The 12539-nt window shown below is 71.6% G+C and carries 11 protein-coding genes; 8 read left to right on the forward strand and 3 right to left on the reverse strand.

Annotation, left to right across the window (positions count from 1 at the left end; all coding sequences use genetic code 11):
* Positions 1-114 precede the first annotated feature (114 nt).
* Both CFN78_RS00465 and CFN78_RS00470 read right to left on the reverse strand, forming a co-directional pair.
* Positions 115-1278 carry a DUF5667 domain-containing protein gene (locus tag CFN78_RS00465; protein ID WP_133116262.1) on the reverse strand — a complete coding sequence of 388 codons (1164 nt, stop codon included), beginning with the start codon at positions 1276-1278 and terminating at the stop codon, positions 115-117.
* Positions 1279-1479: 201 nt separating this feature from the next.
* Positions 1480-2196: a sigma-70 family RNA polymerase sigma factor gene (locus tag CFN78_RS00470; RefSeq protein ID WP_094860533.1), complete on the reverse strand. Its 717-nt coding sequence runs from the start codon at positions 2194-2196 to the stop codon at positions 1480-1482.
* 294 nt (positions 2197-2490) lie between these two features.
* Here CFN78_RS00470 and CFN78_RS00475 point away from each other — a divergent pair, with 294 nt between their 5' ends.
* From CFN78_RS00475 to CFN78_RS00510, 8 genes are all read left to right on the forward strand, one after another.
* Positions 2491-4041: an AMP-binding protein gene (locus tag CFN78_RS00475; protein ID WP_240519170.1), complete on the forward strand. Its 1551-nt coding sequence runs from the start codon at positions 2491-2493 to the stop codon at positions 4039-4041.
* A 7-nt stretch (positions 4042-4048) separates the two neighbouring features.
* Positions 4049-4285 carry a glutaredoxin family protein gene (locus CFN78_RS00480; RefSeq protein ID WP_094860535.1) on the forward strand — a complete coding sequence of 79 codons (237 nt, stop codon included), beginning with the start codon at positions 4049-4051 and terminating at the stop codon, positions 4283-4285.
* A gap of 165 nt (positions 4286-4450) precedes the next feature.
* Entirely contained in the window at positions 4451-6052 is a 1602-nt protein-coding gene (locus tag CFN78_RS00485; protein ID WP_240519233.1) for a molybdopterin-dependent oxidoreductase, read from the forward strand.
* A gap of 131 nt (positions 6053-6183) precedes the next feature.
* Positions 6184-6861 (forward strand): fasciclin domain-containing protein, encoded by a 678-nt coding sequence (locus tag CFN78_RS00490; protein WP_094861021.1) that lies wholly within the window; start codon positions 6184-6186, stop codon positions 6859-6861.
* A 277-nt stretch (positions 6862-7138) separates the two neighbouring features.
* On the forward strand, positions 7139-8014 hold the full coding sequence (locus CFN78_RS00495) for a redox-sensing transcriptional repressor Rex (protein ID WP_240519172.1): 876 nt from the start codon (positions 7139-7141) through the stop codon (positions 8012-8014).
* Entirely contained in the window at positions 8011-9387 is a 1377-nt protein-coding gene (locus CFN78_RS00500) for a glutamyl-tRNA reductase (protein WP_094860537.1), read from the forward strand. Before CFN78_RS00495 ends, CFN78_RS00500 begins: the two co-directional genes overlap by 4 nt.
* Positions 9384-10352: a hydroxymethylbilane synthase gene (hemC, locus tag CFN78_RS00505; RefSeq protein WP_094860538.1), complete on the forward strand. Its 969-nt coding sequence runs from the start codon at positions 9384-9386 to the stop codon at positions 10350-10352. Before CFN78_RS00500 ends, hemC begins: the two co-directional genes overlap by 4 nt.
* A 73-nt stretch (positions 10353-10425) precedes the next feature.
* The gene (locus tag CFN78_RS00510) at positions 10426-11958 is read left to right on the forward strand and encodes a bifunctional uroporphyrinogen-III C-methyltransferase/uroporphyrinogen-III synthase (protein WP_094860539.1); all 1533 of its coding nucleotides are present in this window, start codon (positions 10426-10428) and stop codon (positions 11956-11958) included.
* Positions 11959-12161: 203 nt separating this feature from the next.
* On the opposite strand, the gene CFN78_RS00515 is transcribed toward CFN78_RS00510, so the two are convergent.
* On the reverse strand, positions 12162-12494 hold the full coding sequence (locus CFN78_RS00515) for a hypothetical protein (protein ID WP_094860540.1): 333 nt from the start codon (positions 12492-12494) through the stop codon (positions 12162-12164).
* Positions 12495-12539 lie beyond the last annotated feature (45 nt).

The following is a 12539-nucleotide window of genomic DNA, read 5'->3' on the forward strand; positions in this document are numbered from 1 at the left end:
TCGGGCCGGGCCCCGGGCACAGCGTATCGAGAGCGGCCCGGCGACGTGTGAGTGCTCACCATGCGCCGTCGGATCGTCACCCGCCGGACGCCTGGCGTCGAGGTGGGTAACCGCTCAGGGAAGGCGGATACCGGGCAGGCCGGGCAGCAGCGGCGGGATCTCGATCAGCGGGGGCCTGCTGGACGTGGGCGGACGGCTCGGGGCCGGGGCGGGGCGCAGTACGTCGGGAACCGGGGCGGGCACGATCGGTCCCTGCGGCGGAGGGGTCCCCTGTAGCGGAGGTGTCGGGGCGGGCACGACCGGTGGCGCGGCCTGCTGTTCGGCAGGCGGTTCCGGCTCGCCGGGCGGTTCGGGCGCGGGGACCTCGGGGGACGGGTCCGGCACCGCGACGTCCGGGGAGGCGCCCGTCTCCGGCGGCACGGTGCCGACCTCGGAGATCGCGGCCTCCGGCGGTTCGGCGCACTCGGTGACGGCGGGCAGCGGGCCGAGGTCGTCCTGCGCGCCGGAGGTGATCTGCGGGCAGCGCATCCGCTCGGTCAGCGCGGCCGCCCTTTCGTCGACGCGGGCGAGCAGCGCGAGGGTCTCGGCATGCCGTTCGGCCACCGGTGCGGGCATTCGCGGCCCGATCGCGGCGAGCCTGCCGGACTGCGCGATCGTCCAGGAGCGCAGCCGGTCGAGCCGGTCGCTGCCGGTACGGGCAGCGGCGGCGGTGAGCCCGCCGACGCCGGCGCGGGTGTCGCTGTCGAAGCCGTCCAGCGCGATGCCGAACGCCGACGGCTGCCCGTCCGCCCCGGCGAGTTCGGTGAGTTCGTCGACGCGCAGCGCCGCGTACTCGAGCCGCTTGGCCGCCTTGCCCTCCGCGTCGAAGGTCAGCTCGATCGAAGCCGATTCGCGCGCGCGTTTCACCTCGTACAAGGTGTCGCCGGGCAGCGTGTCCTCGGAGAGCAGCACGGCGACGCCGCCGAACGCGATCACCACGCAGGCCGCGGCGGCCAGCACCGGGGCGAAGGTGTGCCCGCGCCGTCCGCGCACGCGGTCGCGCCTGCCGGTGGGCGAGCTGCTCACGGGGGCGTCCCCGGTGGGCATGCCCCTGGCGATGCCCGCGGCGATGCGGCCGCGCGCGTCCCGGTCCGGCCCGGGGGTGTCCTCCCCGGCCCGGCGCAGGCGCGCGACGATGGCGAGTTCGGCGTCCAGGGCGGAGTCGGCGGGGGCGTCCGCGTCGACGGCGCGCGCGAAGCGTTCCCGCTCACCCGCGTCCCGTCCGAACCGCGAAGGCACGTTCACGACCGCAGTCCCGCCCTCCCGTACGCCGTCCGGTCAGGGGGCGCCCTGGCCGTACCGCGGCCGTCGGCGTTCTCCGCGCGGCAGCGGTACTAGAGGCAACGACGGTGGACACGGCCCGGTTACGGCCAGGCACCGGGGTGGGTGACAGGCGGGTGAGCGGGACGGACGAGCGGGGCGGGCCGGTGACGGCTTCGGTCAGCGCAGTCCGCCGGGAAGCAACTGGGCGAGCCTGCGGACGGCCCGGTGCTGCAGGGCCTTGATGGCGCCCTCGTTACGGTGCATGATCCGCGCGGTCTCGGCCACCGACAGGCCCTGCAGGAACCGCAGCACGATGCATTCCCGCTGGTCCTCGCCGAGTTCGGCGATCCCGGCGAACAGCACGTCGTTGGTCGCGTTGCTGATCGCCTGCTGCTCGGGGCCCGCCGCCGACTGCGGGTGCGTCCCGGCGAACGGGGCGGTGCCGTTCTCGGAGACCTCGTCGGTGACGATCTCCAGTCGGAACCGGCTGGACTTGACGTGGTCGAGCACCAGGTTGCGGGCGATCGTGACGAACCAGGCGCCGACGTCGCGACCCTGGTAGCTGACCGAGGTGATCCGGCGCAGCGCGCGCAGGAAGGTCTCGCTGGTGACGTCCTCGGCCACGTCGCGGTCGCCGAGGCGGAAGAGCACGTAGCGGAAGACGACGTCGACGTAGCGGTCGTACAGCTTGCCGAAAGCCTCGGCGTCACCGTTCTGTGCCGCCCGGACCAGGTCCCAGGCCTCGATCTTGGCGGCCTCCCTGGCAGCCTCCGCCGGGTCGGCCGCCACCGGCGTCCCCGCGGCGGGGCGTGCGGGAACGGGCGGCGCGCACACCCTCGGAACGGGGCGCGGCACGAACGCCGCCACGCTCACTCCTGCGGCCTGCAGGCTCATCGTCTGGCACCTCCGAAGGCCCTGGTCCCCCACGGCTGTCGGCGTCGACTCCGGGGCTCAGCGCTGCGCGGGAGCGTCCCTGGGTGGGTGGACGCGGCCTGCGCAACGGCTCCTCGTGACGGCTTGCGTGACGGTCGCCACTCAAGGTCGCTCGAAGGAGCATACGTGTAGTTACCGCTAAGTAGGTAGTGGTGTTCTGGTTCGGACCTGCGGCGGGACAAATCACTCCCCATGACGGGGGATCCTGGTGCGAGACTGGGCCCAGGACCTTGTCGACGGCGAAAGGGGCGGAACGTGGCCGCTGAGCACACCTCCGGATCGGTATCGATCGGGGGCGCGGGCGGCAACGTCGCCGGCCTGGTGTCCGGGGCGGCGGAGCGCAGGCCGAACGCCGTGGCGCTGATCGAGACGACCGGCGGGGCCACGCTGACCTGGGCCGAACTCGACGCCAGAGTGAGCGCCCAGGCCGAAGCGCTCGCCGCTGCCGGGCTTTCCGCCGGCGACCGCGTCGCCCTGCGCCTGCCCACCTCGATCGACTTCGTGACGGCCCTGTTCGGCGTTCTGCGCGCGGGCGGTGTGGCCGTGCCGCTGCCGCCGCAGGCCCCCGCCGCGGAGCTGCGCACCCTGCTCGACCACAGCGGCGCCAGGCTGATCCTCGGCTCCGCACCGGAGCAGCGGCCGGACGGCGGCCTCCCGGAGACGGTGACCGCGCTCGCCCCGGTCACCGAGGGCACGGCACGGGCGTACGGGCAGCGCGGCGGCGGTGAGGACGTCGCTGTCATCTCGTACACCTCAGGCACCACCGGCCCCCCGCGCGGCGTGATGCTCACCCACCGCGCGCTGCTCGCCAACATCGAGCAGTTCCAGCGGATCGAGCCGCCCGCGCTGGAGCAGTTCGACCGGATGCTGATCGCGATCCCGCTGTTCCACGTCTACGGCCTGGGCGCGGGGCTGCTGCAGATGGCCGCGGTCGCGGGAACGGTGGTGCTGGCCGAGCGCTTCGACGTCGCGCGGGCGCTCGCCGACTGCGCGGAGCACCGGGTCACGGCCATCGTCGGCGTCCCGGCGATGTACGCCGAGTTCGCCGCGCTGCCCCCGGACGAGCTCGGCGGCGGGCTGTCCACCGTCCGCAGGCTGACCTCGGGCGCCGCCCCGCTGCATCCCAAGGTGCTGGCAGGAATCCGGGCCGCGACCGGCCTCGGCGTCTTCGAGGGGTACGGGCTGACCGAGTCCGCGCCGATCGTCACCTCGACCCTGGTCACCGGATACCCGAAACCGGGTTCGGTGGGCAGGCCGTTGCCGGGCGTGGAACTGCGACTGGTCGAACCGGACGGCTCCGGCGAACCGGTGCCGCTGGACCCGACGGACCTGGACGACACCTTCGAGGAGGACGGCGGCGGCACCGGGCTGGTCGCCGTCCGCGGGGCGAACCTGTTCTCCGGCTACTGGCCGGACGGCCGCTACGGGCCGGACGAACAGGGCTGGTTCCGTACCGGCGACGTCGGTTACCTCGACACCGACGGCGACCTGCACCTGGTCGACCGCGCCAACGACCTGATCATCGTCAACGGCTTCAACGTCTACCCGCACGAGGTGGAGGACGTGATCACCGAGCTGACGGAGGTCGCCGAGGCCGCGGTGGTCGGCGTGCGGGACGAGGTGGCGGGCGAGGCGGTGAAGGCGGTGGTCGTCCCGGCCACCGGAGCCTCGTTGTCCGAGCAGCAGATCGTCGAGGCGTGTGAGTCGCGGCTGGCCCGTTACAAGGTGCCCAGGACCGTCGAGTTCGCCAAGGAACTGCCGCATTCGGCGACGGGCAAGCTGCGCCGGATGCGGCTGCGGGGATGATGCGGCGATGACTCACCAGGTGATCGTGATGAGCAGGCAGGGCTGTCCGTCGTGCGTGACGGCGGAGGCCGAGGTCGCGCGGATCTGCGGCGAGCTGGGCGTCGAGTGGTCGGTAGCCGACGTCGACACCGATCCGGAGTGGCGCGGCGAGTACGGCGACCGGGTGCCGGTCATCCTCGTCGACGGTGCCGAGCACGGGTACTGGACCGTCGAGGAGGACCGTCTCCGCCGCGCACTCACCTGACCTCGGGGACCGGGTGCCGCCGCCGTGACGGACTCGTGACGCGCGCGGCCAATCGGAACCGGACACGGCTCCGAAATACCGGTTGTGAGTACTTCCAGCGATACCCCCGCCAGGACGGCCGGCACTCGACCTCGGCTGTCGATCCTCGTCGGCGCACTGGTCGGGGTGCTGGCCCTCGCGGCTGCTCTCGCGGCAGGTCACCTGGTGGCCGCGTTTGTCGGGGTGAACGCCTCGCCGTATCTCGCGGTCGGTAACTCGGCGATCGACCTGACGCCCACGGCGCTCAAGGACTACGCGGTCCGCACCTTCGGCGTCTACGACAAGATCGTGCTGCTCGGCAGCATGGCCGTGGTGATGGTGCTCGTCGCGGCGCTCGCCGGTGTGCTGTCCCGGCGCAACGCCCTGCCCGGCGTGGTGGTCATCGCGCTGTTCGGCATCGTCGGCGGCGTGGCTGTTTTCAGTCGCCCCGACCTCGGCCAGCTCTCGCTGCTCGCCCCGGCCGCCAGCCTGGTGGCAGGCGTGCTCGTCTTCCGCTTCCTGCACAACGTCGCGCTCCGCCGGGCGGGCACCATCGCCGCCGAGAAGCGGAGTGCCGGGGGAACCGCCGAGGACGCGGGCGCGGACACGGATGAGAACGTTGCCACAGAAGAAGAAACGGCCGAGTCCGCCGACGAGCCGAGCGGTACCACCCTGTCCGCGAACCGCCGCAACTTCCTGATCGGTGCGGGCGGCGTCGCCGTCGGTGCCGGTGCGGCCGGACTGGGCGGACAGCTCATCGGCGACTCGATGAGCGCCGAGAGCTCCCGTGCGGACATCGGTTCGCTGACGCCCGCGCGGACCGCCCCGGCGATCCCCGCCGACGCCGACTTCGCCAAGCTCGGTACGCCTACTTTCCTTACGCCCAACCAGGATTTCTACCGGGTGGACACCGCGCTGGTCGTCCCTCAGGTCAGCGCCGAGGACTGGACGCTGCGCATCCACGGCATGGTGGACAACGAACTGACGCTGGATTTCGAGGACATCCGGAGCCGTGATCTCATCGAGCGGACGATCACGATGACCTGTGTCTCCAACGAAGTCGGTGGCCCGTACGTCTCCACCGCGAATTTCCTCGGCGTGAACATGTGGGACCTGCTCGAAGAGGCGGGTGTGCAGCAGGGCGCCGAACAGATCTTCTCCACCAGCGTCGACGGCTGGACGGCGGGCAGCCCGGTGGAGGCCTCGCTCGACCGCAACCGTGGCGCGATGCTGGCCATCGGCATGAACGGCGAGCCGCTCCCGGTGGAACACGGTTTCCCCGCCCGGCTGGTGGTTCCCGGTCTGTACGGCTACGTGTCCGCGACGAAATGGCTCAAGGACATCGAACTCACCACGTACGCGAAGCGCCGGATGTACTGGCTCGATCGCGGCTGGGGTGAGAAGGGGCCGATCAAGACGATGTCGCGGATCGATTCCCCGAAGGGTTTCCAGGCTTTCCCGAAGGGCAAGGTCGTCGTCTCCGGAATCGCCTGGGCGCAGAACACCGGGGTCGAGAAGGTGGAGATCCGCCTCGACAACGGGGAGTGGCAGCAAACGCAACTGTCCACAGAGGTCAACATCAACACCTGGCGGATGTGGAACATCGAGCTGGACGTTCCGGCGGCCGGCAGTCACCAGGTGACCTCACGTGCGACCGACAAGAACGGTTACGTGCAGACGGAAGAGCGCGTCGGGACCGTTCCCGACGGTGCGACCGGTCTGCACAACATCTTCTTCACCACCACCTGAGAAATTTCTGAATTAACTCGATCGGGTGGCAATCCGCCGCCACGGCGGCTCCGAATACCCATCAGAAGCAACAAGAGAACAGAAATCCGGGCGCGGTCCGGGAACGAATGGAGTGATCTGCAGTGAAGAACATGCGACGCATTGCTGGAGCGGGCATCGCGGCCGCGGCAGTCCTGTCCCTGGCCGCCTGTGGTGGCGAAGAGGAAGCCGCCCCCTCCGGTGACTCCGGCTCGCAGCCCGGCAGCTCCTCGATGCCCTCCAGCTCGGCCAGCTCCGCTCCCTCGAGCGACGCCGCCGCCGGTGGCGACGGTGTGACCACCGTCGAGGACCCCTACGGCCCGGGCTGTGCCCAGGTTCCGACCGAGGGCCCCGGCTCGGTCGGCGGCATGGTCTCCGACCCGGTCGCGACCGCCGCCAGCAACAACCCGCTGCTCACCAAGCTCACCGCGGCCGTCGGCGCCACCAACCTGGCCGACACCCTGAACAGCCAGGAAGGCATCACGGTCTTCGCGCCGGCCGACCCGGCCTTCGACGCGCTGGGCCCGAAGTTCGACGAGCTCGCCGCCGCTCCGGACCAGCTTGCCCCGATCCTGCAGTACCACGTCGTGGGTAAGCGCTACGACCGCGACGGCCTGGTCGAGGCCAAGACCGTCGAGTCGCTGAACCCGGCCGGTGGCCCGCTGAAGATCGAGGGCGAGGGTGAGAACATGACCGTCAACGGCGCGAAGGTGCTGTGCGGCAACGTCCCCACCGCCAACGCCACGGTCTTCGTCATCGACACCGTCATGACCCCCGGCGCCAACAGCTAAGGGATCCTGACCGCGAAGCCCTCGTTCACCTCTCCGGAGGTGGGCGGGGGCTTCGTCATGTGTTCTCGCCGACCGGCGCGACGGCCGGCACTGTGGGCCTGATTACGCGCCCGACCAGTGACTTTGTGCATGCGTTCACAAGTGGCTACCGTATTGACATCACCCGCAGCGGCGCCGCATCGAACACCTACGCGCCCGCCGGGTCAAGAGTCCGATCGTATTTCGTGACGTGCCGGCCGTGGTTCGCTCCGGGTCGACGTGGATGAGGAGAGACGGCGTGGTGGCAGCTCGGGGCCGGCGGAACGGAGCCGAGGCCGCCCACAAGCGCGGTCCACGGGCCGGACGCCCCGCTCCGGACGCCGACAACGCGCCCACCGCCGAGATGCCCGCCGTCCCCGCCGAGGACGGCGAGCCCACCAGGGCGAAGTCCATCCCGGAGGCCGCGGTCGCGCGCCTGGCCATCTACCTGCGCACCCTCACCGGCATGGCCGAGAAGGGCGCCACCACCGTCTCCAGCGAGGAACTCGCCGCGGCGGCGGGGGTCAACTCCGCGAAGTTGCGCAAGGACCTGTCCTACCTGGGCTCCTACGGCACCCGTGGCGTCGGCTACGACGTCGCCGTGCTGATCGGGCAGATCGAGCGCACCCTGGGCCTGACCAGGCAGCACAAGGTCGCGGTCGTGGGAATCGGTAACCTGGGACATGCGTTGGCCAACTACGGCGGTTTCCCCGGCCGGGGCTTCCCGGTCGAGGCGCTGTTCGACCTGGACCCGGATCTGGTCGGGGTGCCGGTCGGCGGCCTGCCGGTGTCGCACCTGGACGAGATTCCCGAGGTGTGCGCCGAACGGCAGATCTCCATCGGGGTCATCGCCACACCGCCGACGGCTGCCCAGTCGGTGTGCGACCGCCTGGTCGCGGGCGGGGTGCAGTGCATCCTGAACTTCGCGCCGGTCGTGTTGCAGGTGCCCGAACACATCGAGGTGCGAAAGGTGGATCTCGCCGTGGAGCTGCAGGTCCTGTCCTTCCACGTCGCGCGCCGGGCGGACGCCGCCCTCGACGCCGAGCGGAACGGCCACGCGAACGGCAACGGGCTGGCACCCGCCGCCCCCGCCAGGCGAACGCTGCGCCAGCGGGCCGGGGGTGGCCGCTCATGAGCATCCTGGCCGTCGGCCTCTCCCACCGCAGCGCCGACATGTCCACCCTCGAACGCGCCGCCGTGCCCGCCGCGCAGCTCGAGAAGGTGCTGCACGACCTGCAGCAGGCGACCGACACGCACGAGGTGATGCTGCTCTCCACCTGTAACCGCATCGAGGTCTACGCGGTGGTGGAGACCTTCCACGGCGGGCTCGCCGGTGTCTCCGAGGTGCTGGCGCGCCAGGCCGGGATGGAGCCAGCCGACCTCTACGACGACCTGTACGTGCACTACGCGGGCGCTGCCGTCGAGCACATCTTCTCCGTGGCCTCGGGCCTGGACTCGATGGTCGTCGGCGAGACGCAGATCCTCGGCCAGGTGCGCGCCGCGTACGCCGTGGCCCGCGAGGCCGGCACCGTCGGCCGCACGCTGCACGAGCTGGTGCAGACGACGCTGCGGGTCGGCAAGCGGGTGCACACCGAGACCGGGCTGGACGCGCTGGGCGCCTCCGTGGTGTCCGAGGCGCTGGCCGCCGCGGGTGAGGTTGCCGGCAGGCACGCGGTGATCGTCGGCGCCGGTTCGATGGGCGCGCTCGCCGCCTCGCAACTGCGCAAGAGTGGCATCGGTGAGATCACCGTCGTCAACCGCACCACGGCCACCGCCACCCGGCTCGCCGAGTCGATCACCGCGCAGGGCGTGCCCGGGTACTCGGTGCCGATGGAGGAACTGGCCGGAGCGCTGGAGCGGGCCGACCTGGTGCTGGCATGCACCGGGGCGCAGGCGGCCGTGGTCACCGCCGGGCATGTGCGCCCGCGCGCGCAGCGTCCGCTGGTCGTCTGCGATCTCGGCCTGCCGCGCGATGTGGACAAGGCCGTCGACGAACTCGCCGGTGTGACCGTCATCGACCTGGAGACCGTCCGCCGCCGGATGGACACCGTCACCGACGGTGGGCCGAGGGAGAGCCTCGCGAAGCAGACCGCGCGGGCCGCCGGCATCGTGCTGGACGAGGTGCGCGAGTACCTGGCCGATCAGCGCAGTGCCGAGGTGACGCCGACGGTCACCGCCCTGCGCAAGCGGGCCGCCGAGGTCGTCGAGGGTGAACTGCTGCGCCTGGACAACCGGCTCCCCGAGCTGGAGGACGCCGTCCGCGCCGAGGTGGGCCGCACGGTCCGCCGGGTGGTGGACAAGCTGCTGCACTCGCCGACGGTGCGGGTGAAGCAGCTCGCCGCCGCGACCTCGGGCACCGACTACGCCGACGCGCTGCGCGAGCTGTTCGAGCTCGATCCGCAGACGCCCGCCGTGCTCGCCAGCCCTTCGGTGACCAACAAGAACGACCAGTTCAAGACCCGCGACGTCCACCTTGGACAGTCGCGTGTGGACGGTGAGACGAAGTGACCAGGACGATCAGGATCGGCACCCGCGGCAGCAAGCTCGCGCTCGCCCAGACCGGCATCATCGCCCAGCAGCTCACCGACGCCGGGCAGCAGGTGGAGATCGTCAAGGTCACCACGCCCGGCGACCGGTCGCACGCCCCGATCGCCGAGATCGGCGTGGGCGTGTTCACCTCCGCGCTGCGCGAGGCACTGGCCGCCGACGACATCGACGTCGCCGTCCACTCCTACAAGGACCTGCCGACCGCGGCCGAGCCCGGCCTGGTGATCGCGGCGGTCCCGCCGCGCGCCGACCCGCGGGACGCTCTCGTCGCCCGGGACGGCCTGACGCTCGGCGAACTGCCGCCTGGAGCGAAAGTCGGCACCGGCTCCCCGCGTCGTATGGCGCAGTTGCGCGCTCTCGGTCTCGGCCTCGTCGTCGTGCCGATCCGCGGCAACATCGACACCCGGATGGGCAAGGTGTTCGACGGTGAACTCGACGCCGTCGTCCTGGCACAGGCCGGACTCGACCGCGTCGGCCGGTCCGAGGTGGTCACCGAGACGCTCGACCCGATCCAGATGCTGCCCGCGCCCGCCCAGGGCGCGCTGGCCATCGAGTGCCGGGCCGACGACGTGGACATCGAGCACCTGCTCCAGTCCACAGTGGACGACGAGGCGACCCGTCTCGCCGTGGCAGCCGAACGCGCCATGCTCGCCGCGCTCGAAGCCGGGTGCAGCGCGCCGGTCGGCGCGCTGGCCGAGGTCGTCGAGGACATCGAGACCGACGCCGACGGCAACGACGTGTACGTACAGAAGATCTCGTTGCGTGGCAACGCCGCCGCCCAGTTCGACGCCGATTCGGCGGAGATGGTGCGGGCGTCGGCGATCGCCGCGATGACCGATGCGGAACGGCTCGGCAAGGAACTCGCCGCCGAGCTGCTCGACCTCGGCGCCGGGGCGCTGTCCGGTCCCGGCCGCGACCCTCGTTGAGCAAGTCCCCACCCCGCCCGAAGATGAATGGCCGCCCGCGACGAAGTGGCCGTGTAGAAGGAGAAATGCACTGATGCCCCCCGCACGAAAGACCACAGGGCGTGTCGCCTTCGTGGGTTCGGGCCCCGGCGACGCCGGACTGCTGACCGTCCGCGCCAAGGAACTGCTGGCGCGCGCCGAACTCGTGGTGACCGATCCCGACGTCCCGGCAGGCGTGCTCGCCTGCGCCAACCCCGAGGCCGAGGTCCGGCCCGCCGTCGGCGAGCCCGGCGACGTCGCCAAGGACCTCACCGCCGAGGCGAAGGCCGGCAGGCTCGTCCTCCGCCTCGTCGCGGGCGACCCGCTGACCCAGTCGGCCGTCGTCTCCGAGGTGCAGGCGCTGTCCCGGTCGAGCGCCGTCTACGACGTCGTTCCCGGCGTCTCGCCCGGCGCGGCCGTTCCCGCCTACGCGGGCGTGGCGCTCGGCGGCACGCACACCGAGGTCGACGTCCGCGGCGACGTCGACTGGGCAGGCCTGGCCGCGACCCCCGGCACGCTCGTCCTGCACGCCACCTCCAGCCACCTCGCCGAGGCCGCCTCCGCGCTGGTCGAGCACGGCATCGCCGCGCAGACCCCGGTGGCGGTGACCTCGAACGGCACGATCAACACCCAGCGCACCGTCGACTCGACGCTGGCCACGCTGTCCGCCGACGCGGGCGAGCTGGTCGGCCCGCTCGTGGTGACCGTCGGCGGCACCGTCGGCAACCGGTCAAAGCTGTCCTGGTGGGAGTCGCGCGCGCTGTACGGCTGGAAGGTCCTGGTGCCGCGCACCAAGGAGCAGGCGGGCGACATGGCGGAGCGGCTGCACAGCCACGGCGCCACCTCGCACGAGGTGCCGACGATCTCGGTCGAGCCGCCGCGCAGCCCCGCGCAGATGGAGCGTTCGGTCAAGGGTCTGGTCGACGGCCGGTACCAGTGGCTTGTCTTCACCTCCACCAACGCCGTGCGCGCAGTGTGGGAGAAGTTCGAGGAGTTCGGCCTGGACGCCCGCGCGTTCTCCGGCGTGAAGATCGCCTGCGTCGGTGAGTCGACGGCGGAGAAGGTGCGCTCCTTCGGCATCATCCCGGAGCTGGTCCCGACCGGCGAGCAGTCCAGCGAGGGTCTGCTGGAGGAGTTCCCGCCGTACGACGACGTGCTCGACCCCGTCGACCGGGTGCTGCTGCCGCGGGCGGACATCGCCACCGAGACCCTGTCGGCCGGGCTGCGCGACCGTGGCTGGGAGATCGACGACGTGACGGCGTACCGCACGGTGCGCGCCGCGCCGCCGCCCGCCGACACCCGCGAGATGATCAAGACCGGTGGGTTCGACGCGGTGTGCTTCACCTCCTCGTCCACGGTCCGCAACCTCGTGGGTATCGCCGGTAAGCCGCACACCCGGACGCTGGTCGCCTGCATCGGCCCGAAGACGGCAGAGACGGCGACGGAGTTCGGCCTGCGGGTCGACGTCCAGCCGGAGAAGCCGACCGTGGTGTCGCTGGTCGACGCGCTGGCCGCGCACGCCGCGCAGCTTCGCGCGGAGGGTGCCCTGCCGCCGCCGCGCAAGGCGAAGCGCGCCCGCCGCTCGTAACCGAGCAGCTCGCTGTTGCCCCGTCCTGTGCCCCGCCGGGCCCCTACCCGGCGGGGCACAGTGCCGTCCACCCCCGTGTCGCGCGCCCCGGCACCCCGTGTCGCGCGGTATGGCACGCCGTGTCGCGCGTTCCGGCATGCCGTGTCGCGCGTTTGGACACCTCGTGTCGGGCGTCTCGGCACCTTGTGTCGGGCGGTTTCTCGTTACGGCTCCTCGTCGATCCAGACCATGCCGAGGTCGAAACGCCGGCCGAGCACCGAAAGCATCGTCTCCGCCGAGCTGAACCGTCCGTGCACCCGTTCGTCGATCGAACGGACGACGAGATGCGTGTCGAAGCCCAGCCCCCAGGCGAAAACCGTTCCGTCCCAACCGTTTTCGTCGCTGCCCGTTTCGTAGAGCGCGAACCGGCGCGGTGGGTTCTCCCGCGCCCACGTGCGCAGCAGCGCGCGAATCTCGGCCCGGGTGTGGATCGGCGGTGGGCCCGGTCGCATCAGGGTGAGGCGATCGGCGATGGTGCGGTCTTCGGTCGCGGTCATACCGGCACGTTGTCAGGTTTCGCTGTTGTCCCAGCAGAGGAAACG

Source organism: Amycolatopsis antarctica, from assembly GCF_002262875.1.
In the GTDB taxonomy this organism is placed as follows: domain Bacteria; phylum Actinomycetota; class Actinomycetes; order Mycobacteriales; family Pseudonocardiaceae; genus Amycolatopsis; species Amycolatopsis antarctica.

Bases quoted from the DNA above. Each gene is read 5' to 3' on its own strand.
- CFN78_RS00470 (WP_094860533.1), bottom strand. From the start codon at position 2,196: ATGAGCCTGCAGGCCGCAGGAGTGAGCGTGGCGGCGTTCGTGCCGCGC.
- CFN78_RS00480 (WP_094860535.1), top strand. From the start codon at position 4,049: ATGACTCACCAGGTGATCGTGATGAGCAGGCAGGGCTGTCCGTCGTGC.
- CFN78_RS00490 (WP_094861021.1), top strand. From the start codon at position 6,184: ATGCGACGCATTGCTGGAGCGGGCATCGCGGCCGCGGCAGTCCTGTCC.
- CFN78_RS00500 (WP_094860537.1), top strand. From the start codon at position 8,011: ATGAGCATCCTGGCCGTCGGCCTCTCCCACCGCAGCGCCGACATGTCC.
- CFN78_RS00510 (WP_094860539.1), top strand. From the start codon at position 10,426: ATGCCCCCCGCACGAAAGACCACAGGGCGTGTCGCCTTCGTGGGTTCG.
- CFN78_RS00515 (WP_094860540.1), bottom strand. From the start codon at position 12,494: ATGACCGCGACCGAAGACCGCACCATCGCCGATCGCCTCACCCTGATG.